Genomic DNA, 25,037 nt, shown 5'->3' with positions numbered 1-25,037 from the left:
CATGTCCAGAAACGGTCCTTTGGCCTTGGGTTTCCATACCCTGGTGGTGCTGTTCATGATGGCGCCGCTGGTGGTGGTGTGCCTGGTGGCCTTCACCCCGGAAAACACCTTGAGCCTGCCCACCTCGGGCTTCTCCCTGCGCTGGTTCCGTGCGGTGTTCGAGCGCGCCGACTTTATCCAGGCGTTTTACAACAGCCTGATCCTGGCGTTTACCGCCGCGAGCCTGGCGACCTTGATTGCGGTGCCGGCCGCCTTGGCGATCAGTCGTTATCAGTTTGCGGGGCGCAATTTTTTCAGTGCGCTGTTCCTGTCACCGATCATCATTCCGCACTTGGTGCTGGGCGTGGCGATGCTGCGCCTGTTCGCACTGATGGGCGTGAACGGCAGCTTCACCTGGCTGATGCTCGCGCATGTGGTGATCATCACGCCCTATGTGCTGCGCCTGGTGTTGGCCGCGGCGATCGGGATTGACCGCAACGCCGAACAGGCCGCCGAGTCCCTGGGCGCCAGCCGCTTTACGTTGTTTCGCCAGATCACCCTGCCGATGATCCTGCCGGGGGTGGCGGGCGGTTGGTTGCTGGCGTTCATCAACAGTTTCGATGAGGTGACGTTGTCGATCTTTGTCAGCTCACCGGCGACCCAGACCCTGCCGGTGCGCATGTACGTGTATGCCACCGAGTCCATCGATCCAATGATGGCGGCGGTGTCGGCGCTGGTGATTGCACTCACGGCGGCCACCATGATCCTGCTGGACCGGGTCTACGGCCTGGACCGCGTACTGGTGGGGAAACATTGATGGCTCTGTTCAAACGCCTGGCCGAAACCCAACGCCCTGCCCTGGCCTTTACCCTTGACGGGCAACCCGCCAGCGGTTTGCTCGGTGACACCCTGCTGACCGCCGTGCTGACCTGCGCCGAACACCTGCGCGGCAGTGATTTCAGCGCCGAACCACGGGCCGGTTTCTGCCTGATGGGCGCGTGCCAGGATTGTTGGGTGCGGCTGGAGGATGGCCGCCGCGTGCGCGCTTGTTCGACGCTATTGGAAGAAGGCCAGGCCATCCGCCGCGAACCGGGGCGCCAGTCATGAAGCCTGTGGTGATTGTGGGCGCAGGCCCGGCCGGGATCAGCGCGGCGCGCACGTTGCTCGACCATGGCATCAGACCTTGCCTGGTGGATGAAAGCCTGCGCGGTGGCGGGCAGATTTATCGGCGTCAGCCACAGGGATTTCAACGCACCGCCAAGCAGCTCTACGGATTTGAAGCACGCAAGGCCGAGGCCGTGCACCGCACCCTGGATGAACTCGCGCCGCTGATCGACTACCGCCCGCAAACCCTGGTGTGGAATGCCGAGGACGGGCGCCTGGATATGCTCAACAACGGCCGCGCCGAAAGCATCGAGTACGCGCAACTCATCGTCGCCACCGGCGCCACCGACCGCATCCTGCCCGTGCCGGGCTGGACCTTGCCGGGTGTGTACAGCCTGGGCGCGGCACAAATCGCGCTGAAGTACCAAGGCTGCGCCATCGGCGAGCGTGTGGCGTTTTGTGGCAGCGGGCCGTTGCTGTATCTGGTGGCTTACCAGTACGCCAAGGCCGGCGCCAAGGTGGTGGCAGTGCTCGACAGCGCACCGTTCAGTGCCCAATGCCGTGCATTGCCAGCGTTGCTCGGGCAACCGGCGACCTTGGCCAAAGGCGTGTATTACCGCGCCTGGTTGACGGCCCACGGGATTCCCGTGCATCAGGGCGCCACGCTTGAACAGATCAACGGCGCGCAACGGGTCAGCGGCATTCAATGGGCTGATCAGACCCTGGAATGCGACGCCGTGGCCTTCGCCCATGCCCTGCGCAGCGAGACGCAACTGGCGGATTTGCTCGGCTGTGAGTTCACCTGGAATGCCTTGAACCGCGCGTGGCTGCCACAACGGGACAGCGCCGGACGCAGCAGCGTCAGCGACGTGTACCTGGCGGGCGATGGGGCCGGGATCATGGGTGCGGATGCCGCACAAATGGCGGGTGAACGTGCAGCGCTGGCCGTGCTCGGGGATTTGGACGTGTCCATCGATCAGCGCCGCCCTGCTGTGCTGGAGCAACAATTGGCCGCCATCCAACGCTTTCGTCATGGTTTGGAAACTGCGTTCCCGTTCCCGGAACAATGGGCGGCCGAAGCCCCCGATGCGTTAATCCTCTGTCGCTGCGAAGAAGTCAGCGTCGGCGACGTACGCGCGGTGGTGGATGAAGGCCACTGGGAGATCAATCGTGTCAAGGCCCACTGTCGCGTCGGCATGGGCCGCTGCCAAGGCCGAATGTGCGGGTTGGCGGCGGCGGAAATTGTCGCCGAGCGCAGCGGCCGGGCCATCGAAAACGTCGGCCGCTTGCGGGGCCAGGCACCGATCAAGCCGCTGCCGTTTGGCGTGGAGGTGCAGCCGTGATCGACGTCATTGTATTGGGTGGAGGGATCGTCGGCGCGTCGGCCGCGCTGATGCTGGCGCAAAAAGGCCAGCGCGTAGCGCTGGTGGAGCGGGACTTCTGCGGCTCACACTCCAGCGGCGTCAACTACGGCGGCGTGCGGCGCCAGGGGCGGCCTTTGCACCAGTTGCCACTGTCGCAGCGTGCCCACCAACTGTGGGCAGACTTGCCGGGATTAATCGGCATCGACGGCGAATACCTGCGTTCCGGGCATTTGAAGCTGGCGCGCAGTCACGCCGACTTCGCCGCCTTACAAGCGTATGCCGAGCAGACACAAGGGTTTGACTTGGGTTTGCAGTTGCTGGATTACGCCGAGCTGCGCGCGCGATTCCCCTGGGTCGGCGACATCGCCGTCGGTGCCTCGCTGTGCCCGGAAGACGGCCACGCCAACCCCCGCCTGGTGTCGCCGGCTTTTGCCCGCGCGGCGAAACAACGCGGCGCTCACCTGTATGAACAGTCGCAGGTCACGCGTATCGAGCATGACGGCCAGGACTTCCAGGTGCACTGCGCCAACGGGCTGCATCTGCAAGCACCGTGGCTGCTCAATTGCGCCGGGGCGTGGGCCGGTGCGGTGGCCGAACAGTTTGGCGAAGCGGTGCCCATGACCTCGGCACACCCGGCGATGCTGGTCACTGAGCCCTTACCGGTGGTGATGGACGTGAGCACGGGCGTCGAAGGCGGCGGGATCTATGCGCGACAGGTCGCCCGGGGCAATTGCATCCTCGGCGGCGGTCGCGGCTTTGCCCTCGGCCCGCAACAAGCGCGACCGGGGCAGGCCGCGGTGCTGGAGATCCTGCGCAATGCCGGCGAGCTGTACCCGTTTCTCAAGGGTGCCCAGGCCATCCGCACCTGGAGTGGCACCGAAGGTTACCTCCCCGATCATGAACCGGTGATCGGCCCCAGCAGTACCCAACCCGGCTTGCTCCACGGTTTCGGCTTTGCCGGCGCCGGGTTCCAGCTCGGTCCCGCCGTCGGTGAAGCCCTGGCAGAGATCGTCCGCACCGGTGCCAGCCGCCAACCCATCGAAGCGTTTTCCATCCGTCGTTTCCAAGCCTGAGAGGAAAAACATCCATGAACCCACGTATTGCGCTGTCCTGCTTGTCCCTCGCCCTGCTCGCCTCAACGGCGCACGCCGCGCCCACGCTGTACCTGGGCATGAACGGCGGCACCATGGAACGGGTCTACGCCGACAAGGTGCTGCCCGCGTTCGAAAAGGCCAATAACGTCAAGGTAGTAATCGTGCCCGGCACCTCGTCGGACATCCTTGCCAAGGTCCAGGCCAACAAAGACAACCCGCAGATGCACGTGATGTTCCTCGACGACGGCATCATGTACCGCGCGATTTCCATGGGGTTGTGCGACAAGCTGGCGCCAAGCCCGACCCTGGAGCAGATCCCTGCCAAGGCGAAGATCAAGGAACAAGCCGTGGCCGTGACCCTCGGGGTCACCGGCCTGGGCTACAACGCCAAGATGTTCAAGGAAAAAGGCTGGGCCGCCCCCACCTCCTGGATGGACCTGGCCGACCCGCGCTTCAAAGACAAAGTGGTGTTCCAGTCCCTGGCCTCCTCCACCTTCGGCCTGCATGGCTTCCTGATGTTCAACCGCCTCCAGGGCGGTGACGAAACCAACGTAGACCCCGGTTTCAAGGCCTGGCCAAAAACCGTTGGCCCCAACGTGCTGGAATACATCGCCAGCTCCGCGAAGATCTCCGAAATGGTGCAGACCGACGAAGCCGCGATCTTCCCGCTGACGCCCACCCAGGTCGCCACCCAGAAACTGCTCGGCGTGCCCATGGAATATGCGCAACCCAAGGAAGGCGCGGTGGTGCTGAACGTGGCTGAGTGTGTGATCGCGCGCAATGACCAGCCGGAACTGGCGCAGAAACTCGCCGCGTTTTTGCTGACCGCCGAAGCCCAGGCCCCGGCGCTGGAAGAAGGCGATCAGATCCCGTCTAACCCGACCACGCCGACCACCGACAAGACCCGCGCCCGAGTAGAAGCGATGCAAAGTTACTTGCAGACGGCGATTTCGATTGATTGGGACCAGGTCAACCAGGCGCGGCCGGAGTGGAATGCGCGGTGGAGTCGGTCGATCGAACGCTGATCAAAGGGGAACAATCGGCAGCGCACGTTTGTGCGCTGTCTTGCTGTATGCGCCCTCGATAATCGCCCTCACCCGCTCGCTCACCGGTTCGCCCATCAGGTACGCGTCGATCTCTGCGTAAGTGCAACCGTAAGCGTGTTCATCCAGCTTGCCCGGCACAAGCTCTTCCAGGTCGGCAGTCGGGTGTTTGTGCACCAGGTTGTCCGGGGCGCCGAGGGCCGTGGCGAGCAGGCGCACCTGGGTTTTGGTCAGGCCCGACAGTGGCGCCAGGTCGCAGGCGCCGTCACCGAACTTGGTGAAAAACCCCATCAACGCCTCGGCGCCGTGGTCGGTGCCGACCACCAGGCCGTTGTGCAGGTTGGCCACGGCGTACTGGGCGATCATCCGTGCGCGTGCCTTGACGTTGCCCTTGATGAAATCGACATGGGTGGCGCTGGCTTCGGTGGCGGTCAGGCTGGCCATGAGGCCGTCGACGCTGGCGGCGATGTTGAGGGTGTCGATCTGGTCCGGCGTGATGAAATCCAGGGAGGCCTGGGCATCGTTTTCGTCGGCTTGGGTTTTGTAGGGCAGGCGCATGGCGATGAAGCGCGCGGCGTACTTCTCGTCGCGCAGTTGCTCTACGGCCAACTGGCACAAACGACCAGCCGTGAGGGAGTCAACGCCACCGCTGATGCCCAGTACCAACGCCTTGCTGCCGGAGCCGAGCAAGGTGGTCTTGATGAAATCTATGCGCCGTTGGATTTCCTTCGACTCACCGCCTTTGACCAGTTGCCGATTGATGTTCAGTTCCTGTGCGATACGTGCTTGCATGTCACACCTCCACGCTGCCGACATTGAACACTTGTGCTGCATACTGCAAAAACGAGGCGTCTTCGCAGACGTTCTTGATCGGGTCATCCGAGAATTTCACCACCGGTTCGCCGTGCACGCGCACCAGTTTCATCACGATGCTCAGCGGTTCGACGCCCTCCACATCGCAGGCCAGGCTGGTGCCCATGCCGAAGCCGAACTTGGCCTTGCCGCGCACGTGCCGCAGGATCGGCAGGCATTTTTCGAAGTTCAGGCCGTCGGAGAACATCAAGTCCTTGGTCATCGGATCGATGCCCAGTTGCTGGTAGCGGGCCAGCACTTTGTCGGCCCAGATGATCGGGTCGCCGGAGTCCTGGCGCAGGCCGTCATACAGCTTGGCGAAGTAAAGGTCGAAGTCCTTGAGGAAAAAGTCGGTGCTGATGCAGTCGGTCAGGGCGATGCCAAGACGACCACGGTATTCGCGCACCCAGTTTTCCAGGGCGGCGTTCTGGCTTTCGCGCAGGCGGCCCAGTTGCTGGTGCACCATCAGCCATTGGTGCGCCATGGTGCCGATCAGCGGCAGGTCGAATTCGTAGGCCAGGTGCGCATTGCTGGTGCCAACAAACTGGCCGGGAAAGTCGCGGCGCATGATGTCGACCACTTCACGCTGGGCCTTGAACGACAGGCGGCGCCGCGTGGAAAAGTCGGACACACGCAGGTCGGCGAGTTCTTCGCGGCTGAGGTTTTTCTGCAGCCAGTCGAATTTCTGGTAAAGCTTGCGGGTGACATCTTCCAGGGTCACGTCAGGGTATTTGTTGCGGTTGCGCAGCTCACTGACCAGGGCCAGGACCGGTTGTTCGAACATGATGCAATGCAGCATCGGGCCGACCACGCGGATGTTCAGTTGGCCGTCGATTTCGCTGACATGGATGTAGCGCAGATTGAAGCGGAACAGGCCGAGGAAACGCTCGTAGTCCGGTGTGAGGTATTCGCGAAAGCGTGGATTGAACAGAAAGCGCAGCTCACCTTCGCGCATACGCAGGTTGGCGAGTTGCTCCAACTCGGCACGGATTTCGGGAATCAGGTGGCCGAGCTTTTCCTTGGACCGCACGATGAAGTTGTACTCCACATCGACATTGGGGTACTGGTGCAACACGGCCTGCATCATGGTGAAGGTGTAGTAATCGGTGTCGAGCAACCCCTGGATAACGGGCGTTTCGTAGTCGTAGGCACTTTCCATGGTGTGTCTCCTTAACGCGCGGCCATCGCGGCCAGTTCTTCGCGGGTGCTGCTGATGACGGCACCGGCCTTGAGCAACTCATTGACTGCCTGTATCCCGCCCTCCTGCGTAATGCCTCTGCACGCCGGCAAGTGCAAAACCACTTCCAGGCCAGCCTTGAGCAGTTGCAAGGCGGTGGTCTTGACGCAGTAGTCCAAAGCCAGGCCGCCGACGATGACGCGGGTCACGCCCTGGGCTTTCAGGTACTCGATCACGCCGGTAGAGAGTTTGTCGTGCAGGTCGTGGTAGCAGGCGCCGTAGGGGTGCAAGTCGGGTTCGACACCTTTCCAGATGAAGTAGTCGTAGTCATAAGGCGTAGGCAACTCGTCGAGCAAGGTGAAGCCCTCGGTGCCCGGCACGCAATGGCTCACCCAGGTCACATCGGCGTGGGCCAGGCCGGTGGGTTGCAGCATCTCGCTGTGCTGCGACACCACCCAGGGCGCATGCGGGGTGTGAGCGTCTTTACTGCCGACGCGATGGCCGGCCAGGCTCGCCATGTAGTTGAGCTCGGCACCGATCTGGTCGCCGCCGGCCACAGGCAATTCGTTGGGGCACAGCGGCGTGAAGCTCTTCTGGGCGTCTACGTCGAATGAAGCAATGGCAGTTTTCGCGAGGGTCATGGCGATTCTCCTGTGGCCTGGAAACAAAAGTACACGTCATGTACTTTCATTGCAAGAAACATCTGGTTATCTATCCTGGAGCAAGTCCATGACATATCTGCTCGATTGGTTAGACTGTGCGTCATCGCTGTCTAGAAGGACGTCAACATGCCTCTGAGCCCCTACCTCCACACCGTCGACCTGTGCGTATTGTTCTATTGCCGCGCCTCCGGGGAACTGAAATTGCTGCTGAACAAACGCGACGCCGAGCCCTTCGCCGGGCACTGGGCGCTGCCGGGCGTGGTGGTGAATGGCGGCGTGCAAGATCTGAGCCTCAAGGACGCGGTGGAGCGCTTGCGCGCGAGTGACAAGGTAGGACTTGATCTGGCCTGGAGCGAGCAAGTGGGCACGGTGGGGGATGCGTTTCGTGATCCGCGCTGCTGGTCGTCGTCCACTTACTACCTGGGGATCGTGGCGGATGAGGTAGAACTGGGTGAGCATCAGGCCTGGTTTTCACTGGCGGGGGTCGCGGATGGCCGCATCAAGCTGCCGTTCGATCACAACAGCATCGTGGCTGCCGTGCAGGAGCGCCTGTTTTCCAAATCGCTGTACAGCAGCTTGCCGCTGATGTTCCTGGGCAATGAGTTCAGCGCGCCGGAGGCGACCATGATCTTTTCCCTGGTGCTGGCGCGGCCGGTATTGAAGACCAGTATTCGCCAGCGCTTGCTGAAGCTGGCTGAGGCGGGGTACCTGCGCGAGACGGGGCGCAAGAAGAATGGTGAGGGCGGCAGGCCCCAGGCGACGGTGGCGGTTCTCAAACCTGGGGACATTTACTTTTTCGATCGCAGTTTTGCGGAGTAAAACACTCACTGTAGGAGCGAGCTTGCTCGCGAAGATCGTTAACGATAACGCGATCACCCTGGATGAACACATCGCCTGCACGTTTTTCGCGAGCAAGCTCGCTCCTACAGAGATTAGGCAATGAAGTCAGTTCATCCAGTTACCGCCATCGACGTTGTAGGTTTGCGCCACAACATAATCAGCCTCCTTTGACGCCAGGAATATTGCCATACCCGTCAAATCCTCCGCCGTGCCCATCCGCCCAAACGGCACTTCGCCCCCTACCCGCTTTTTCTTCTCGCCCGGCGCCAACCCCTCATGCTTGGCAAACAACGCATCCACACCATCCCAATGCTCGCCATCCACCACACCCGGTGCGATGGCGTTGACGTTGATGCCCTGCTTGATCAGGTTCAACCCCGCCGATTGCGTCAAACTGATCACCGCCGCCTTGGTCGCGCAGTAGATCGCCACCAACGGCTCGCCGCGACGCCCGGCCTGGCTGGCCATGTTGATGATCTTGCCGCCGTGGCCCTGGCTGATCATCTGCCGCGCGGCGGCCTGCAAGGTGAACAGCGTGCCGGCGACGTTGATCGAGAACAGCCGTTCGTAGCTGTCGCGGGAGATGTCGACGATGGGCGCCAAGTCGAACAATGCAGCATTGTTGATGAGAATATCCAGTTTGCCGGCGTGGCCGACCACAGTGGCAATCGCGTTGTCGATGGACGCCTGGTCGGTGACATCCATGGCGACGGCATAGGCCTGTGGACCCAGCTCAACAGCCGTGGCCTGGGCCCGTTGCAGGTTGATGTCGGCGATGGCCACGGTGGCGCCTTCAGCAATGTAGGCCTGGGCAAAGGCGCGACCGATACCGCGCGCCGATCCGGTGATCAGCGCGCTCTTGCCTTCAAGTCGTTTCATGAAAAGGTCCTGTAGAAGTTATTTCGGGTAGCCGGCGCGTTTCATTTCGCGCTCGGTGGTGGACTGGGCTTCCAGCAAGGCCTGGTCAACCGACATGCCACCGGTCAGCGCCGCAGAGAACAGCTTGCCGACCGAGGTACCAATGGCCTGGAACTCGGGAATGGTCACGTACTGGATGCCCACGTACGGCACGGGCTTGGCCGACGGGTGCGCGGGATCGGCGTGCTTCATCATCTCCAGGGTTACCTGGGCAAACGGGGCAGCCTTCAAGTACGCCTCGCTATAGGTAGATTGTCGGGTGCCCGGCGGTACGTTGGTGATGCCTTCTTTATCAGCAACCAACTGGATGTAATCCTTGGACGTCGCCCAACTAATGAAGGCCTTGGCAGCGTCCTTGTGCTTGGACGTGGCCGGAATTGCCAGGGACCAGGCATACAGCCATGACGAGCCTTTATCGGTGACTTCGGTAGGCGCGGCGGCGAAACCGACGTTGTCAGCGACTTTGCTCTGGCTCTTGTCGGTGGTGAAGGAACCGGCGACGCTGGCATCGACCCAGATCGCGCATTTGCCGCTGTTGAACAGCGCCAGGGTTTCGTTGAAACCATTGCTGGACACGCCCGGCGGGCCGTATTGCTTGAGGGTGTTGACGTAGAAGTTGGCGGCCGCCGTCCACTCGGGGCTGGTCAGCTCGGGCTTCCACTGCTCGTCGAACCAGCGTGCACCAAAGGCATTGGCCATGGTGCTCAGCAAGGCGATGTTCTCGCCCCAACCGGCCTTGCCGCGCAGGCACATGCCGTATTGGCCCTTGTCCTTGACGGTGAGCTTGGCGGCGAACTCGCCGAGCTGCGTCCAGGTAGGATGCGCGGGCATGCTCAACCCGGCCTGCTTGAACAAATCGGTGCGGTAGTAGGTGACGGTGCTTTCGCCGTAGAACGGCAAGGCGTACAGGGTGTTGTTGACCGACAGACCCTGCCGTACCGAAGGGAAGATATCGTCGGCGTCATAATCGGCCGGCAGCTGGGCCAAGGGTTCCAGCCAGTGCTTGGCGCCCCAGAGCGGGGTTTCGTAGGTGCCGATGGTCAGCACGTCGAACTGCCCGCCCTGGGTGGCGATATCGGTGGTGAGGCGCTGGCGCAGCACGTTTTCTTCCAGCACCACCCAGTTGAGCTTGATGTCCGGGTGCTGCGCTTCGAACACCTTGGACAGACGCTGCATGCGGATCATGTCGCTGTTGTTGACCGTGGCGATGGTCACGGTGTCGGCGGCGTGGCTAGGCATGGCCAGCGCCAGGCCGGAAAGCAGGAACAACGCTTGCGGGAGCTTGGACATAGCGGTTTCTACCTGTTGTTTTTGTTGTTGAGGGCCGATTACAGCAGCTTGGCCAAGCCCCCACAAACGCCTGGAGGATGGGCGACTGGTACTTTTTTAACCTGGATATGAACGTTAAAAAAGTATCAGTGCCAGGCGAAACCAGGGGTAGCGCGCTCGCGGTTGAGGCGCGTATTTTGGAGCGACTCCAAGCATCATAAGAATCCCGCCATGCCCATCAGCCGCGCCAAGCTGTTCGAGCACCGCCCCGCCGAACTAGAAGTGATCCTGCCCGAGCCGGACCACTGCTTCCGCTGGTTCGAACATGACTACCCCTACGACCTGGCGCGCTGGAACCACCATCCCGAATTTGAAATCCACCTGATCCGCCAAGGCAGCGGCAAACTGGTCGCGGGCGACTACATCGGTGCGTTCAGTGCCGGCCATGTGGCCCTGATCGGCCCCGACCTGCCCCACGACTGGATCGGTGAACTCGCCCCCGGCGAATACCTGAGCGGGCGCGACGTGGTGTTGCAATTCGACGGCGCCGCCCTCCTCGCCCTGCGCAAGACCCTGCCGGAACTCGGTGACCTGCAACCGCTGTTCGAGCGTGCCCGGCGCGGGCTGGAATTCAGCGGCGACACCGCGTTGCAGGCTGCGCACTTGATGGAAGCCATCGGCACCGCCCACGGCCTGCAGCGCTTGATCCTGTTCCTGCAACTGCTCGACACCCTGAAGAACGCCCCGCCACAACAAGCCAAGGCCCTGGCCAGCCCGTGTTATGCACCGACGTTGGATGCACGCAGCGCCGAACGCATCAACAAGGCGTTCGACTATCTGATGCGCGAGCTGACCGGCGATGTGCGCCTGTCGGTGATCGCACAGCAGTTGGAGATGAGCGAACCGGGCTTCTCACGCTTCTTCAAGCGCAACACCGGCCACGGCTTTATCGACCTGATGCGCAAGTTTCGTGTACAGCGCGCCTGCCGGCTGCTGTTGCAAAGCGACATGTCGGTGGCGGACATCTGCTTTGAAGTGGGCTACGCCAACCTGTCGAATTTCAATCGACACTTCCGTATCGAAATGCACCAGACGCCGAGCGACTATCGACGGGAAACCGCGATGCACCTGTTCCAGCACATTGAAAAAATGACACCCAGTCAATTCTGACCAAAAGGTCGAATAAATCCGGTTTTTTTCAACTTGATCAACCGATTGAGAAAACTTGGTACAGCCTGTGCAAACGTTTGCGGTACGAACTTGCCAGCCAAGTTCACCCTTACCCGAAGAATCGGGTTCAAACCGCGTACGAATAGGGATTTTCAATGCACTTCACCTCAAGGCGTCCTGCCTCCTTTGGTGTTTCCTTGCTACTGGCCGCCGTTACGGGAGTACTCAGCGCCCCCATTTTGGCGCAGGAAAAACCCGTGGATGACTCAGCACAGGGCGAAACCCTCAGCCCTGAAGCCAGCCCGGCGAAAAAAGGCGTGTACCTGTCGGACTGGTTCAACCAAGACCTGACATTGATCGGCAGTAAAGACATCAGCTTCGGCCCCAAGCCACAGGATGATGTCTACCTGGAATACGAGTACTTCGGCCGCAAAGGGCCTTTTGAGCTGTACGGCTACATCGACGTGCCGAAGATCCTCACCATCGGTAACAGTAATGACAAAGGCGTGTGGGACCATGGCTCGCCGGTGTTCATGGAACATGAGCCGCGTATATCCATCGACTACCTGGCGGGTCGTAGCCTGGCCATCGGACCGTTCAAGGAATGGTACGTGGCGTTCGACTGGATCTACGACCATGGCAGCCGCAAGGAAAACCGCGCCAACACCCTGTACAGCGGCCTCGGCACCGACATCGACACCCACTCGCGGGTGAACCTGTCGGCCAACTTCTACGGGCGCTACCAGTGGGAAAACTACGGCGCCAGCAACGAATATTCATGGGATGGCTACCGTGCGCAGATGAAGTACATCGTGCCCATCGGCAAATTCGATAACGGTGCTTCGCTGACCTACATCGGCTTCACCAACTACGATTTCGGCTCCGACCTGCACAAGGACAATCCGGCGCGCACCGCCAACTCCCTGGTCGCGACCAATGTGCTGTTGTACTCGTTCACCCACCTGCGCTTCACATTGGTCGGCCGTTACTTCCATAACGGCGGCAACTGGGAAGACGGCAGTGAGTTGAATTTTGGCGAAGGCAACTTCCGCGCCCGTTCCGATGGCTGGGGTTACTACGCCGGCGTGGGCTACCAATTCTGATAGAGGAGCTTTAGATGAACGCGTTTACCCGTCTCTCCATGGCTGTCGGCCTGGCGCTGCTGCCCCACGTGGTGCTGGCCGATACGCCTGCGCCGATCAAACCCAAGATCATGCTGATCACCATGTTCGCCCCTGAGGCGCAAACCTGGATCGATCGCCTGGAACTCAAGCAGGAAGTCCGCGTGCCAGGGCTGTCGGCCGAGTACCCGGTGATCCGCTGCAACACCCAGGACGTGTGCCTGCTGGTCACCGGCATGGGCCAGACCAACGCCGCCGCGTCCACCCTGGCCTTGGCCTTGTCGCCCAAATTCGACCTGCGCCAGAGCTATTTCCTGATCGCCGGGATCGCCGGCATCAGCCCCAAGCACGGCACCATCGGCACCGCCGCCTGGGCGCACTACCTGGTGGAATTCGGCACCCAGTGGGAGCTGGATTCGCGGGACGCGCCCAAGGATTGGCCGACGGGCTATATCGGCATCAACACCAAAGGTCCCAACGAAAAACCACCGTTGGACTACAAGACCGAAGTGTTTGAGCTGAACCCCACGTTGCAGGCCAAGGCGTTTGCCTTGTCACAAAAAGTGGAGCTGACCGAAAGCAAGGAGTCCGCTGCCTGGCGCAAACACTACCCCGCCGCCCCGGCCAACCAGCCGCCGCAAGTTACGCGCTGCGACACCCTGGCGGGCAACACCTGGTTCTCCGGCACACGCCTGAGCGAACGCGCCGAGGTCTGGACCAAGCTGCTGACTGACAACAAAGGCGAATACTGCACCACCCAACAGGAAGACAACTCCACCTACGAAGCCCTGCTGCGCGCCAGCCGCGAAGGCCTGGTGGATATCCAGCGCCTGGCGGTGGTACGTGCCGGTTCCGACTTCGACCGCCCGTACCCTGGCTACAGCGAAGTGGACAACCTGCTGAAGTACGCGGATCAGGGCGGTTTTGTGCCGGCACTGGAGAACCTGTACCGCACGGGCAACCCGCTGGTACAGGCGATCCTCAAGAACTGGTCGGCATGGGAAAAAGGCGTTCCCGAAGCCTGACCGCCGGGATCAAGGCAGGAAGATGATTTTGTCCGCGCTGCCTTGATTCACTTCCTCATAGCACTGCCCCCCATCGGCCAGCGCCACTTCACGCAGGCCGGTGGGCAACGGCAACAAGCCCTCATCAAAGAAACGCCCGAACTGCTCCAGCATCACCGCGCATTGCTCGCAGTTGTAGAGCAACGAGTTGATTCCCACCACCGAGCCGCCTTTGCGATACAGCGCCAAAGCCGGCAGTTGTACATGACCGTCCACCGGCGCGGCGATGATCGCGATGCGGCCGAACGGCGCCAACCCTGCTACGGCTGCCGGCAGCCAGAAACCGGTGGTGTCGAAGATCACATCGGCGCCGCCCTTGAACACCGCATTGACCTGCGCACCGAGTTCTTCCGGTTTGCCTAAGGTAATCGCTTCAAAACCTTGCGCCTGCAATACCTCGACCTGCTCTGGCCGACGCACAGCGGCCAGCACCTGGGCGCCACGGATTTTTGCCAAGGCCAGGGTGGCACTGCCCACCGCGCCATTGGCACCGATTACCAACAGGCGCGTGCCTTGGGTCACGCCACTGCGCTCGAGGGCATCCCAGGCGGTGGTATAGGGCACACCGAGGCTGGCGGCCTGGGCAAAACTCAAATGGCTGGGCTTATGCGCCACGCCCTTGGCCGGCACAGTGAGGTACTGGGCGTGGGAACCGTCGGCAAAAAAACCCAGGTCACGGCCAGTGCCCCAGACTTCCTGGCCCAGCAGGTCCTGCGGTCCCTCCACCACCACACCGGCAAAATCACGACCGGGAATACGCGGCAAGGTGGTGTAGGGAAAGCGGCCGAGCACGTTTTTGACGTCGCTGGGGTTGAGGCCCGCGGCCTTGACCTGCACCAGTACTTCACCGGCGGCCGGCACCGGGGTGGCGACATCAACGAAGCGCAGCGCGGCGAGATCGCCGGTGGCGGAAAATTGCAGTGCTTTCATAGCCAATATCCATCGAAGTGAAAAAAAGATCAGGAGAACCAAGTGCCCACCAGATGCCGGCCCATGGGCCAGAGCTTTTCACCCAGCAGCATGCCCATCAGGCCCACTAGGGCGATGGCCGGCGGTGCGGGCGAACGGAAATCCAAGGCGCCGTAGATCACGCCGACAAACAGGCCGATGGCGAGGGAAACGAGGTAGTTCATGGGGCAGCGCCTTGTGGGTGGATGCGCTCAGTGTAGAGGGCACCTTCCTGAAGCATCGGCCAAGTGCTTCAGAATTTCGGCCAACTCCTCAGCCGATGTACTGCGAAGGCGCTATACCGAGTTCGCGGCGGAACATGTCGCTGAAGCTGCTGGGGGAATAGCCGAGGGAACGTGCGATGGCACTGACCGGCTGGCCTTGGATCAACTCCGCCACCGCCGTGGCCAGTTGCACCTGGCGGCGCCATTCGGCAAAGCCCATGCCCAGGTTGTTCTGGAACAGCCGCGACAAGGTACGCACACTGGCACCGGCAGCTTCGGCATGCTGCTCGAAAGCAATCTCCAGCGACGGCGCGGCCATGACCGCCTGACACGCGCTGATCAGCCGTCGATCGGCGTCCACCGGCATCGCGATGCGGATCTGCGAGCGGCGTGCCCGTTGCAACTCCAGCAAGGCCAGGCTGACCAGCGCATCGTAATACGCCGCATCGCCGTTATCGCCTTCATCCACCAGCCTGACGATCAGCTCACGCAGCAACCCTCCGACTTCGATCACCTGCACCTGGCTGTCCAAGGTGGCCGCCAGTGCCGGACGCAGGTAGATGTTGCGCATCTGTAAATCCGACACCACGCGAATCCCGTGTTCCACCCCGGGCGGCAGCCAGACGGCACGCTGCGGCGGCACCACCAGGGCCTCACGCGGCGTCTCGACCCACATCACACCGCTCATGGCATAGAGCAATTGGCCCCAGTCATGGCTATGGGGTTCAACGTACAGCCCACGCGGATAGGTGCGCGCCAGGGGTTGTACGGGAACGGCGTGATCACTGAGGTCGGGAGGCGCAGCCAGGGCCATGGAGTGCACATCAGTCAAGGGTGAGCCGCCATGGTAATGACCACCGTTCGACAATCCGAGTGAATTTTTACGGGCCACGTGGATCATTGGCTTATACCGGCGCAACTCGGAAGCGTGCGCTACAGGCTTGATCAAGGAGAGAGGCTATGGATGCAATACTGCCGGTCTACGGCAAAGCACGGATCGACTACACCCAGGACACCCTGTTCGGGCCGATAACGCGGCATGTCGAATGCCAGGTGAGCTCGCAACACCAAGCTAATGGGACGGTACTGAAGGTATTTCAACCGTTGCCGGAAGATCTACGTGATGCGCAGACGGTGGTGTTTGCGCTGGAGGGACGACGCACCCGTGGCGTGGTCAAGCATCGTCGACACCTGGCCGACCATAGCCTGCGGCTCGAACTCGAGCATCAATAGGAGCCGGCTGACCGGCTCCCACAAACACGTCAACCCTTGGCGGATTTAGCGCACTCGCACCCAGTTGCCGCCGCACACGGTTCACCATGCGCATGGTGCTCCGCACAGCCCTGACAGCAATAGCCCTTGCCGTCCTTCATTACCGCGTCAGCTCCCAGCACACACTTGCAGTGTGGGCAGGCACAGGTCTTATCTGGCATGGTCAGACTCCTTTATCTTGGTCGTCCCGGTGCGGCGGGCGCCGACACCTTAATGAGTGACTGCGGCCCGTCGGCGATGGTTCAAACCGTCAGTCGGCGCGGGTATTGCTGCGGTACATGAACACCAGCGCCAGGGCCAGGCAGACCATCGCCACAATCCGCGCACCCGACAATTCAATCGCCGGATTGCCCAGCCAACCGAAGTTGTCGATCAGCATGCCCATGCCCAATTGCCCGACGATCACCGCCACCGTCGCCACCGCCGTGCCGACGACAGGCACCGCGCCGACCATCACCATCATGTACACCACACCGAACAAGGCCCCCGTGAGTTGCCATTTCGGCACATCCAACAAGCTCACCGCCTGCGCGGGCTCAAAGAACAGGATCAACAATGCGGTGACAATCGCGCCCACCCCAAAGGTCACCAGGCTGCCGCGCAATACACCCACCGCCTGGCCCAGGCGACCATTGATGGCGGCCTGCACACTCAACACCGCGCCTGCGGCGACCACCACTACCAGTAACAGAATCAGGTTCATCGCCTTAACCTCGCGCAATCAAAACAAGTGCCACCACAATCAGCGCCAGGGCAATCCAGCGTTCGCCATTGACCCGCTTGCGCGCCGCCCCGAACCAGCCGAAATGATCGATCAGCACGCTCTTGCCGACTTGCCCCGAAAGAATCGCGATCATGGTCATCGCGATGCCGATATGCGGCGTGGCCAGGGTCAGCACCATCACGTAGATCGGCCCCAGGAAACCGCCGATCAACTGCCAGCGCGGCAGCTCGGATAACGCCGGGCCTTTTCGCGGGCCACTGAACAACAGCAGTAGAAACAGGATGGCCGAGCCCACGCCAAAGATGCTCAAGGTGGCCCACAAATGCCCGACCTGCACACCCAATGGCCCGAGCAGGCCCGCTTCAACCGACAGGCCCATGCCAGCCAGGATCACCAGCGGCAAAAGCAGTAGCCGCAGGACGTTTTTTTTCGGCTTGGCTAACGCCCCGCCCTCGATGGAACTTGCTTGCATACACCACCTGCACATCAACAAAGGATTGGATGGCGCGCATTATCCGGTGGCCGTCCTGTGCGATAAATGGGAGCATACCGACAACACCTTTGCGTAAAACGCACAGCCTGGAGGCACGATGCAAGGCTTGAATGAACTGAGCTTCAAGGCGCTGCGCCTGTTCGTCGCCGTGCTGGACTTGGGCAGCTTTTCCGAAGTGGCGCGCCGAGAGGGCCTGGCGCCCTCTTCCATCTCCCGGCAGATCCAGCTGATGGAACACGCCCTCGGCCAGCAATTGCTCTACCGTCACACCCGCGCCGTCAGCCCCACCGAGGCCGGGCGCTTGCTCGGACGACATGCGCGCTTGATGCTGGAACAACTGGAAGCCGCCGGCCAGGCGCTGCAGGAACAGGAAAGCGAACCCAGCGGCCTGGTGCGCATCAATGCGCCGATGGTGTTCGGCCAGCGTCATCTCTCGCCTTGGCTGGGCGAGTTGTGCCGGCGTTACCCGAAGCTGCAACTGGATATCCAGCAAACCGACACCTATGTCGACCCGCTGCAAGACGGCACCGACCTGCTGTTCCGCATCGGCGTGCTCAACGACTCCAGCATGCAGGCGCGCATCTTCGCCCCTCAACGCTTCCGCATCGCCGCCAGCCCGGCCTACCTGGCCCGACACGGCGCACCGCAACATCCTGACGAACTGATCCACCACCAGTGCCTGGCCTACAAAGGCATTACCGGCCAGCAACGCTGGTTCTTCCGCAAGGGCCAGGGCGACTGGACACCTTATAGCGTCAAGGGCCCGATCACCGGCAATCATGCCGACACGCTCACTTACGCCGCCGAGCAGGGGCTGGGGCTGGTGGTGTTTCCGTCGTGGTTGATCGGCGACAGCTTGCGGGCGGGCGCTTTGCGGGCAGTGCTGACGGAGTACGACGTGGCGACAACATTGGAGCCGCAGCAGATTGCGGCACTGTGGCCGGGGAGCCGGCGGTTGTCGCTGAAAGTGCGCACGGTGATTGATTATTTTGTGGAGTGTTTTGGAGCGGTGCCGTATTGGGATCGGTGAGTTATTCAGCTAGAAAAGAGCGTTGTTATGAATGAAATTCCCCTACAGAAGTATGTAGGTCCATTCTGTTTTTTCGGGCCAGTATCTCTGGTCCCTGCAGGCTGCGGCAGACTCTGACGATATCTTTTTGAGAGAGCTGCCATGGAATTCACTTACCCCAAAATATCGCGCGCTGCGCGAGCCACCCCAACCAGCGGTCTGGCCGTCTTTGATAGTGCACGTAGTTTTGGCTGTATTTGGCCAAAATACGGAGATAACCTTATGACTATCGTTCCTTTGGGTGAAGCGAAGAATAATTTGTCGAAGCTGGTTGATGAGGCTGCCGCGGGCAAGGTCATTACTATTGCCAAGCATGGACGAGCGATGGCTCAACTTGTGCCCGTCGGCAAATCCAAAGGTCGGAGAATCGGCGCAATGAAAGGCAAGCTCGTCATTCCGGAAGACTTCGATGCACCTCTGCCTGACGATCTACTGGATGCCTTCGAAGGCAACCGCTTATGAGAGTGCTGCTGCATACCCATATTCTGCTTTGGACGCTGAGTGAAGATCCTAAGCTATCCAGCAAAGCTAAGAAGCTGATTGAGAACGCAGCAGAGGTTTACATCAGCGCTGCAACATTCTGGGAGATCTCGATCAAGGTCGGCCTGGGGAAACTCACCGTCGATCTGCATGAAATCCGTGAGTACTGCCTGGAAAGCGGATTCGTCGAACTGCCCACTACCCCAGAACATGCGATCGCGGTCAAGGACCTTGAGCACCATCACAAGGATCCGTTTGATCGGCTCATCGTTGCGACCGCCATCAGCGAGCCCATGAAGCTATTGACCGCCGATCCGCAGGTCGCCCAATACACGTCCCTGGCAATCCTGGTGTGAGTCGTCCCAATTGCTTCGGTGCGCCTACCCAAAAACCCACTGCCCTATCAACCAGGCATTCGCCCCACTGATCACCGCGAACAGAAACCACGCCAGCAAGCGTGTCGGCAGCCGATTCACGAATGGCCCCATCAGTTGCTTGTCACCCGTCATGCGGATCAGCGGATACAGCGCGAACGGCAACTGCAGGCTGAGCACCACCTGGCTGAGGATCAGCAATTTGCCGATGGCATCGTCGCCCATCAGCCATACCCCCAAAAACGCCGGGATCAGCGCCAGGCCACGGGTGATCAAACGCCGTTGCCAGCAGGGAATGCGCAGGTTGAGGTAGCCCTCCATGATCACCTGCCCGGCGATGGTGCCGGTAAAGGTGGAGCTTTGCCCGGAGGCGAGCAAGGCAATGCCGAACAGGATGCTGGCGAAGGCACCGCCGACCAGCGGATCAAGCAGGTGGTAGGCATCCTGGATCTCGACCACCTCGGTGTGGCCGGTCTTGTGGAAAGCTGCGGCGGCGAGCACCAGGATCGCAGCGTTGACCAACAGGGCCAGGGCCAGTGAGCCGATGGTGTCGATACGCGCCAGCTTGACCGCGTCCTGTTTGCTGGCCAGGTCCTTGCCGATCAGGCGGGTTTGCACGATGGAGCTGTGCAGGTAGAGATTATGGGGCATCACCGTGGCACCGAGGATGCCGATGGCCAGGTACAGCGGCGCAGCGTCGCTGATGGCCGACAGTGACGGGGTGAAACCGCTGAACACGTCTGGCCAGTAGGGTTTGATCAGAACCAGTTCGATGAAGAAACACACGCCGATAGTTGCCACCAGCGCGAGCATGATCGCCTCGAGGCGGCGGAAACCTCGATTTTGCAGGGCCAGGATCAGCAGCGTGTCGAAGGCGGTTATGACAATGCCGGTGGTCAGCGACACCCCGAGCAGCAGGTGGAAGGCCAGGGCACAGCCGAGTACTTCGGCGAGGTCGGTGGCAATGATGGAGATTTCCGCAAGCACCCACTGGGTGCGTGCGGATCGCTTGCTGTAGCGCTCGCGGCACAGTTGCGCCAGGTCCTTGCCGGTGGCGATGCCCAATCGCGAACACAGGCACTGCACTGCCATCCCCGCAAGGCTGGCCAGCAGCACCACGAACAGCAGGTTGTAACCGTAACGTGAGCCCGCCTCGATGGCCGTGGCCCAGTTGCCTGGGTCCATGTAGCCAATGGAGATCAGCAAGCCTGGGCCGGCGAACATCAGCGCGCGCTTGAAGAACGAAGCCTTGGGATCAACGGCAACAGAACCGGCCACTTCCGGCGGGCAGAACGGGGCGGTAGCGATTTTTGGCAGGCTGAATTTCACGCGGTATCCCAGGCAAACACACTCGATAGAGGCGCAGCTTATCAGTCGGACGCAACCGTGCGCATCACCGTGTCCCGCGGCAGGTCGAACGCTTCGACCACTTGCACCACCAGGTCCATCTCCTGATTCAGCGCTTCACGCTCCATACGCTGGCGGATCACGCCGATCACCAATACCGCCAGAGTGGTGATCGAATACGCCGGACCGGAAAACGCGCGCACGCCGCTCACCAGTAACATCGCCGCCGCCACCGCCTGCCCCACCACCGGAATCGCCGTGGCCGCACCGCGACGCAGAATAAATCCGGTCAACCCGGCCAAAGCCGTGCCGCTCAAGGCGGTGGTGGCCGACCGACCTACGTCAAAACGACTGAACAGCCCTTGCTCTTTTTGCGCGGCGGCCCTGAGCTCTGCGTCGAACACCTGCCGGTCGGCATGGCTGAGTTTATCTTTGTACTGTTCGATAAGCTTTTCGGCGACCTGGGTTTCGAGGTCAGCCAATTCGACGGTATCGAGCGGCTCATCGAACTTGATCCCCAACCGCTGCACCACATCCTCAGCAATCTGGCGATAACTCACGCCATGACCTCGGGCCAGGTTCATAAAGGTATCGCCGCCCATGCGCTGCAGCTCGATGGCCAGCTTGAGCGGCTCACGCACGTTGGCGTCTATGGATGCACTGCGTTTTTGTGCCATCAATTCGGCGAGGAATTTCAACTCTTCGGGACGCGCCTGTACCAGCGCCGGGAACAGATCCGCATCCTCTTCGGCGAAACGCACGTCGGCGCTGCGCTGGTCGGAGCGGATCATGCCGCGCCGCTCGTGCAGCAGGTCGGTGTACTGCACCACTGTTTGCAACTGCGGCCAGTAGGCGGCGTGATCGAAGGTCGCAAGGTGCACGTTGCTGACCTTGGCCTTGAGCGCCGGCGTGACAGGGATCGCGTAACGGCCAATACATCGTTCGGTGTCAGGTTTCAGGGCCAAGGCCCAGTCTTTGCTGGAGTGGCAGTTGATCACGCGCCCCTTGAGCGGTGCGGACACGTCATCCCACGGGCTCGACGTGCAGATCGCCCCGCCCATCAGCAACAGGTTGTCCAAAGGCAGCTCGCGGGCGATATCGGGGCGGGCCAGCAGGCTTTTGACCAGGATACGCGCGCCGAGGGAATGGCCGATCAGGTTGATGCGCCGAACTTCCAGGGATTCACCGTGCAGGAAACTGGCGAGCTCCGGCAGCAAGCTCCTGGCGACCTCGTCCACCCGTGCCTCGACGCTTTTATAGTGGTCGAGAAAGTAGGCAATCGCCTTGCCCACGCCCACGGTGGCTGCACCCAGGCTACCGCCGCCAAGCATCGCCCCGATCACGTCCTTGAACGGCGCGAACAGGTTTTCCAGGAAATGCCCCGCCGGCCAGAACAACATCAGGTTGGTCGAGCCTTCGATGCCCGCCAACTGCGCCTTGAAGCTGCCCAGTTGTTGCCGGTTGAAAAACGCCGAATAACCGTGGACATAGAGATTAAGCACATCGCCCTGGGGCTCACCACACATCAGGAACGTGGGCTTGCGGGTGCGGTGCATTTCATCCCACTGGTGCTGCATGGGGCAATGACTCCTGGTGACAAGGGACGGCGATAGTAACAAAGCGCGGGGTTCAACGTCGGACCGCTGGGGGAAAAGGCACCGCATTAGCCTCTTCGTCCTTTCAAAACAGAGAGGCGGCCTTGGACTTGGCCAAATAGCGCGCTGGTGAATCACCCAGATTGCGTCGGAATACCGAGGTGAACGCGCTGGAGCTGCTGAACCCCAACTCGAACGCCACATCGGTGATGGACGAGCCATGACTGAGCCGCGCCGTCGCCTCCAACAGGCACACCTGCTGGCGCCAGGACACAAAGGTCATGCCCGTGCATTCACGGAAGTTACGGGTGAAGGTACGCCGGCTCATGCTCGACCAGTCGGCCATCTCACAGATGGAAATCTTCTGCGTCGGCGCCTCTAGAAATCGCTGACAAGAACGGGCCAAGCGTGCTTCGGAGGGCAACGGTGCACTGAGAGGTAACTCGGGCATGGCGCCGATTTCATCGATCAACAGGGTCAGCACGCAGCAGTCGCGCACGCTCGGCGACGCCGATGGCCCGATCGCCAGTGCCGCTTGCAGAAGATGGCGCAACAGCGGCGAGACGCCAAACACCTGGCAGTAGTCCTGCAACCCGGCACGCCGGGCCGCGTCGTCGTCCAAGTAAGTATTGAGCATCACCACATCGCCGCGCATGTGCATCTCGTGGGACACCCCGCCTGGCACCCAGATCGCCCGCTGAGGCGGCACGACCCAATTACCGAGGTCGGTGAACATTTTCAACGCACCGGTGGACGCATAAGCGAACTGCCCGCGCCGGTGGGTATGCCGTGGAAATACCGTGCCGGACGGGTACTCGCGCAGCGTCACCACCGCTTCGGGGCTGTCGGGTTCGTAAGGGGAATAGATGAAGGTCGGCGGCATGGCCCGATTTTGTCAAAGTATGACCTGACATAGCAAGCGGGCCACTACTCTGCCACCTAGAATCGTCGCTCCCCAAGTTGGGTTCATCTCGAAGGGATATTCGGAAAATGAGTGTCAAAAACTACTTGGACGTACGAGTAGACGGCGCCGTTCTGATGGTGGGTCTCAACCGCCCGCAGAAGCGAAACGCCATGTCTCTGGAAGTCATGCACGAACTGCGCGATACCTTCACCAACATGCCCGAAGGCATTGGTGCCGCCGTGCTCTACAGCACCAGCCAGCATTTCTGCACGGGGCTGGACCTGTCGGAAATCCGCGACCAATCGGTGATCGATAACGTCCAGGCCTTCCGCGAATGGCACAAGACCTTCGAACTGATCCAGTTCGGCAAGGTGCCCGTGGTGGCCGCCATTACCGGTGCCGCCATCGGCGGCGGCCTGGAAATTGCCACCGCCTGCAGCCTGCGTGTGGTGGATGACAGCGCCTTCTTCTCGCTGCCCGAAGCCATGCGCGGCCTGTATGTGGGTGTCGGCGCCTCGGTGCGCTTCCCACGCATCGCCGGCATCGCCCTGATGACCGACATGATGCTCACCGGCCGCACGCTCTACGCCAAGGAAAGCTATGAGCGCGGCGTGGCCCAGTACCTGGTGCCGGTCGGCCAAGCGGTACTCAAGGCCACCGAGTTGGCGCACAAGATCGCCGGCAACCTGCCCATGACCAACTACGCGGTAACCCACGTGCTGCCGCGCATTGTCGATCAAAGCCAGCAGGACGGCCTGATGACGGAAGCCTTGATTGCCGCCGTGGTGTCTTCGGACATCCGCACACAGGACCGCCTGGCGGACTTCCTGGATCGCAAGAAGGACAAGATCCAGACCGCGCCAGCGGTGTAACTCCCGGTCGTGAACGTTGCCGAGCGCACCTCGGCAAACCATGGATGGCCTTCACAATCACTATCAACCTGGTGAAACCATGTTTCAGCACAGCACTCAAGACGATCTTTATCGCAGCAATGATGCGACCGATGAACGATTGATCAAAATCGAACGCAGCTGGCACAAACGCGCACAGATCAAGCTCGATTCCCAACGCCCGGATATCCAGCTTGACCTGCAGGCGCCGGACTTTCTCGAGGCCCTGTTACCTTTCGCCCATGATCCGCACTATCAGAATTACCCCCATGCCCTGAAGCTGCTGATCCTGTCGGCCGGCTGGGTGATCTACAACCAGAAAACCATCGCCATCGAAACCGAAATCATCTGCCCGTCCTGCATCGACCTGCTGCAGTTGGGCTCGCGCCTGAGCTCTGCCAGCGCCGCGACGATTTCCGAAACCCTAGCAGATGAGGCTTATCACACGCTGTTTTCGATCAACATGTGTGAACTGGCGATTACCCAGCGCGGCATGCGCATCAAATGGCCGGAGCTGGAATTGACCCGCCACCTGAGCCAGGCCCAGGCCACCCTGTCCGAGGCGGACTTCAAGATCTACCGCCTGGCCTTCTCGCTGGTCTCGGAGACGTTTATCAGCGACTACCTGGCCGACCTCAGCGACGCGCCGGAGATACAACCGGTGTTTCGTCATGTGGTGGCCCTGCACAAAAAAGACGAACTGGTGCACAAGCACATCTTCCCGCTGTTCGTGCAGCAGGTGGTCGGTGGCTTCAACGCGCAGCAAACCGCTTTGTTTACTCGCGGCATCGCCAACTCCATCCGGATCTTCCCGATGCGCGAGATTTCGGCGTGGCGAATCATCCTGCCGCAACTGCTCGAAGTGTTCGGCGATCAGTCGCTGCTGCTGCCGACTCAATTTACCGAGACCGGCGAAGCAGACTACTCGGCCATGCCCGAGATCCTCAGCTCCATTGGCATACACCCCGAAGCGGTGCTCCCCGAGCCGCAGATGATGAGCGAACCGGCCATCACCGTTTGAAACCAGCGTGCTGCTGATCACTACAAATTCAATAGAGTA

At 61.2% G+C, this 25,037-nt stretch carries 29 protein-coding genes; 15 read left to right on the top strand and 14 right to left on the bottom strand.

The genetic code is table 11. The features are described from left to right. The first annotated feature begins 1 nt into the window (after position 1). From CI807_RS19090 to CI807_RS19070, 5 genes are read left to right on the top strand one after another with little or no spacing between them, the layout of a single operon-like run. Positions 2 to 796, top strand: coding sequence for an ABC transporter permease (locus tag CI807_RS19090; RefSeq protein ID WP_095015741.1), 795 nt, complete (start codon positions 2 to 4; stop codon positions 794 to 796). Then, complete coding sequence (locus tag CI807_RS19085; RefSeq protein WP_038846668.1) at positions 796 to 1,086, top strand: (2Fe-2S)-binding protein; 291 nt, start codon at positions 796 to 798, stop codon at positions 1,084 to 1,086. Before CI807_RS19090 ends, CI807_RS19085 begins: the two co-directional genes overlap by 1 nt. After that, a complete protein-coding gene (locus tag CI807_RS19080; RefSeq protein WP_095015740.1) occupies positions 1,083 to 2,426 on the top strand; it encodes an NAD(P)/FAD-dependent oxidoreductase in 1,344 nt (447 codons plus the stop codon). Before CI807_RS19085 ends, CI807_RS19080 begins: the two co-directional genes overlap by 4 nt. After that, positions 2,423 to 3,520, top strand: coding sequence for an FAD-binding oxidoreductase (locus tag CI807_RS19075; protein WP_095015739.1), 1,098 nt, complete (start codon positions 2,423 to 2,425; stop codon positions 3,518 to 3,520). The genes CI807_RS19080 and CI807_RS19075 overlap by 4 nt, the downstream gene beginning before the upstream one ends. 14 nt (positions 3,521 to 3,534) lie before the next feature. Next, positions 3,535 to 4,566: an ABC transporter substrate-binding protein gene (locus CI807_RS19070; RefSeq protein ID WP_095015738.1), complete on the top strand. Its 1,032-nt coding sequence runs from the start codon at positions 3,535 to 3,537 to the stop codon at positions 4,564 to 4,566. Here the strand turns inward: CI807_RS19070 and nadE are convergent, their stop codons facing one another. The 3 genes from nadE to CI807_RS19055 are packed head-to-tail and all read right to left on the bottom strand — an operon-like array spanning position 4,567 to position 7,254. Beyond that, the gene (gene nadE, locus CI807_RS19065) at positions 4,567 to 5,376 is read right to left on the bottom strand and encodes an ammonia-dependent NAD(+) synthetase (protein ID WP_095015737.1); all 810 of its coding nucleotides are present in this window, start codon (positions 5,374 to 5,376) and stop codon (positions 4,567 to 4,569) included. Position 5,377: 1 nt separating this feature from the next. Continuing rightward, positions 5,378 to 6,595: a nicotinate phosphoribosyltransferase gene (pncB, locus tag CI807_RS19060; protein WP_095015736.1), complete on the bottom strand. Its 1,218-nt coding sequence runs from the start codon at positions 6,593 to 6,595 to the stop codon at positions 5,378 to 5,380. Between the two features lie 11 nt (positions 6,596 to 6,606). Further along, positions 6,607 to 7,254: a nicotinamidase gene (locus CI807_RS19055; RefSeq protein WP_095015735.1), complete on the bottom strand. Its 648-nt coding sequence runs from the start codon at positions 7,252 to 7,254 to the stop codon at positions 6,607 to 6,609. A gap of 147 nt (positions 7,255 to 7,401) precedes the next feature. Here CI807_RS19055 and CI807_RS19050 point away from each other — a divergent pair, with 147 nt between their 5' ends. Further along, positions 7,402 to 8,094: an NUDIX hydrolase gene (locus CI807_RS19050; protein WP_095015734.1), complete on the top strand. Its 693-nt coding sequence runs from the start codon at positions 7,402 to 7,404 to the stop codon at positions 8,092 to 8,094. 126 nt (positions 8,095 to 8,220) lie between these two features. Here CI807_RS19050 and CI807_RS19045 read toward each other — a convergent pair whose 3' ends face one another. Both CI807_RS19045 and CI807_RS19040 read right to left on the bottom strand, forming a co-directional pair. Then, positions 8,221 to 8,994: an L-iditol 2-dehydrogenase gene (locus CI807_RS19045; RefSeq protein WP_095015733.1), complete on the bottom strand. Its 774-nt coding sequence runs from the start codon at positions 8,992 to 8,994 to the stop codon at positions 8,221 to 8,223. Between the two features lie 18 nt (positions 8,995 to 9,012). Continuing rightward, positions 9,013 to 10,272 carry a sugar ABC transporter substrate-binding protein gene (locus tag CI807_RS19040; protein ID WP_371858010.1) on the bottom strand — a complete coding sequence of 420 codons (1,260 nt, stop codon included), beginning with the start codon at positions 10,270 to 10,272 and terminating at the stop codon, positions 9,013 to 9,015. Between the two features lie 261 nt (positions 10,273 to 10,533). Here CI807_RS19040 and CI807_RS19035 point away from each other — a divergent pair, with 261 nt between their 5' ends. The 3 genes from CI807_RS19035 to CI807_RS19025 all read left to right on the top strand — a co-directional run bounded on the left by CI807_RS19035 (position 10,534) and on the right by CI807_RS19025 (position 13,618). After that, entirely contained in the window at positions 10,534 to 11,472 is a 939-nt protein-coding gene (locus CI807_RS19035; RefSeq protein WP_095015731.1) for an AraC family transcriptional regulator, read from the top strand. Positions 11,473 to 11,627: 155 nt separating this feature from the next. Beyond that, positions 11,628 to 12,575, top strand: a complete 948-nt coding sequence (locus CI807_RS19030) for a nucleoside-specific channel-forming protein Tsx (RefSeq protein ID WP_016977241.1) — start codon at positions 11,628 to 11,630, stop codon at positions 12,573 to 12,575. Positions 12,576 to 12,589: 14 nt separating this feature from the next. Then, the gene (locus CI807_RS19025; RefSeq protein ID WP_095015730.1) at positions 12,590 to 13,618 is read left to right on the top strand and encodes a purine nucleoside permease; all 1,029 of its coding nucleotides are present in this window, start codon (positions 12,590 to 12,592) and stop codon (positions 13,616 to 13,618) included. 9 nt (positions 13,619 to 13,627) lie between these two features. On the opposite strand, the gene CI807_RS19020 is transcribed toward CI807_RS19025, so the two are convergent. The 3 genes from CI807_RS19020 to CI807_RS19010 all read right to left on the bottom strand — a co-directional run bounded on the left by CI807_RS19020 (position 13,628) and on the right by CI807_RS19010 (position 15,643). Further along, the gene (locus CI807_RS19020) at positions 13,628 to 14,587 is read right to left on the bottom strand and encodes a zinc-binding alcohol dehydrogenase family protein (RefSeq protein WP_095015729.1); all 960 of its coding nucleotides are present in this window, start codon (positions 14,585 to 14,587) and stop codon (positions 13,628 to 13,630) included. A 29-nt stretch (positions 14,588 to 14,616) separates the two neighbouring features. Continuing rightward, entirely contained in the window at positions 14,617 to 14,790 is a 174-nt protein-coding gene (locus CI807_RS19015) for a DUF1427 family protein (RefSeq protein ID WP_016977244.1), read from the bottom strand. A gap of 88 nt (positions 14,791 to 14,878) precedes the next feature. Then, positions 14,879 to 15,643 carry a helix-turn-helix transcriptional regulator gene (locus tag CI807_RS19010; protein WP_095015728.1) on the bottom strand — a complete coding sequence of 255 codons (765 nt, stop codon included), beginning with the start codon at positions 15,641 to 15,643 and terminating at the stop codon, positions 14,879 to 14,881. A gap of 146 nt (positions 15,644 to 15,789) precedes the next feature. Here CI807_RS19010 and CI807_RS19005 point away from each other — a divergent pair, with 146 nt between their 5' ends. Beyond that, positions 15,790 to 16,062 carry a hypothetical protein gene (locus tag CI807_RS19005; protein WP_095015727.1) on the top strand — a complete coding sequence of 91 codons (273 nt, stop codon included), beginning with the start codon at positions 15,790 to 15,792 and terminating at the stop codon, positions 16,060 to 16,062. A 29-nt stretch (positions 16,063 to 16,091) separates the two neighbouring features. On the opposite strand, the gene CI807_RS19000 is transcribed toward CI807_RS19005, so the two are convergent. The 3 genes from CI807_RS19000 to CI807_RS18990 form a co-directional block, all read right to left on the bottom strand. Beyond that, positions 16,092 to 16,262, bottom strand: a complete 171-nt coding sequence (locus CI807_RS19000) for a metallothionein (protein ID WP_016977247.1) — start codon at positions 16,260 to 16,262, stop codon at positions 16,092 to 16,094. 89 nt (positions 16,263 to 16,351) lie between these two features. Beyond that, on the bottom strand, positions 16,352 to 16,804 hold the full coding sequence (locus tag CI807_RS18995; protein ID WP_068936175.1) for a DMT family transporter: 453 nt from the start codon (positions 16,802 to 16,804) through the stop codon (positions 16,352 to 16,354). A 4-nt stretch (positions 16,805 to 16,808) separates the two neighbouring features. After that, the gene (locus CI807_RS18990) at positions 16,809 to 17,297 is read right to left on the bottom strand and encodes a DMT family transporter (protein ID WP_095015726.1); all 489 of its coding nucleotides are present in this window, start codon (positions 17,295 to 17,297) and stop codon (positions 16,809 to 16,811) included. Between the two features lie 118 nt (positions 17,298 to 17,415). On the opposite strand from CI807_RS18990, the gene CI807_RS18985 reads away from it, so the two are divergent. From CI807_RS18985 to CI807_RS18975, 3 genes are all read left to right on the top strand, one after another. Continuing rightward, positions 17,416 to 18,348, top strand: coding sequence for a LysR family transcriptional regulator (locus CI807_RS18985; protein ID WP_095015725.1), 933 nt, complete (start codon positions 17,416 to 17,418; stop codon positions 18,346 to 18,348). A 141-nt stretch (positions 18,349 to 18,489) separates the two neighbouring features. Beyond that, positions 18,490 to 18,849 carry a type II toxin-antitoxin system Phd/YefM family antitoxin gene (locus tag CI807_RS18980; protein WP_256578536.1) on the top strand — a complete coding sequence of 120 codons (360 nt, stop codon included), beginning with the start codon at positions 18,490 to 18,492 and terminating at the stop codon, positions 18,847 to 18,849. Then, positions 18,846 to 19,223 (top strand): type II toxin-antitoxin system VapC family toxin, encoded by a 378-nt coding sequence (locus CI807_RS18975; protein ID WP_095015723.1) that lies wholly within the window; start codon positions 18,846 to 18,848, stop codon positions 19,221 to 19,223. The genes CI807_RS18980 and CI807_RS18975 overlap by 4 nt, the downstream gene beginning before the upstream one ends. 24 nt (positions 19,224 to 19,247) lie before the next feature. Here CI807_RS18975 and CI807_RS18970 read toward each other — a convergent pair whose 3' ends face one another. The 3 genes from CI807_RS18970 to CI807_RS18960 all read right to left on the bottom strand — a co-directional run bounded on the left by CI807_RS18970 (position 19,248) and on the right by CI807_RS18960 (position 23,066). Beyond that, on the bottom strand, positions 19,248 to 20,570 hold the full coding sequence (locus CI807_RS18970) for an Nramp family divalent metal transporter (protein ID WP_095015722.1): 1,323 nt from the start codon (positions 20,568 to 20,570) through the stop codon (positions 19,248 to 19,250). A gap of 41 nt (positions 20,571 to 20,611) precedes the next feature. Further along, on the bottom strand, positions 20,612 to 22,165 hold the full coding sequence (locus tag CI807_RS18965; RefSeq protein ID WP_095015721.1) for a DUF726 domain-containing protein: 1,554 nt from the start codon (positions 22,163 to 22,165) through the stop codon (positions 20,612 to 20,614). Positions 22,166 to 22,268: 103 nt separating this feature from the next. Beyond that, positions 22,269 to 23,066: a helix-turn-helix domain-containing protein gene (locus tag CI807_RS18960; protein WP_016977255.1), complete on the bottom strand. Its 798-nt coding sequence runs from the start codon at positions 23,064 to 23,066 to the stop codon at positions 22,269 to 22,271. 107 nt (positions 23,067 to 23,173) lie between these two features. On the opposite strand from CI807_RS18960, the gene CI807_RS18955 reads away from it, so the two are divergent. After that, a complete protein-coding gene (locus CI807_RS18955; protein WP_016977256.1) occupies positions 23,174 to 23,959 on the top strand; it encodes a crotonase/enoyl-CoA hydratase family protein in 786 nt (261 codons plus the stop codon). Positions 23,960 to 24,038: 79 nt separating this feature from the next. Next, complete coding sequence (locus CI807_RS18950) at positions 24,039 to 24,998, top strand: diiron oxygenase (RefSeq protein WP_095015720.1); 960 nt, start codon at positions 24,039 to 24,041, stop codon at positions 24,996 to 24,998. The last annotated feature ends 39 nt before the right edge of the window (positions 24,999 to 25,037 follow it).

The organism is Pseudomonas sp. NS1(2017) (assembly GCF_002269425.1).
GTDB classification, from domain to species: Bacteria; Pseudomonadota; Gammaproteobacteria; order Pseudomonadales; family Pseudomonadaceae; genus Aquipseudomonas; species Aquipseudomonas reactans.
This window is presented reverse-complemented; position numbering and strand designations above follow the sequence as displayed.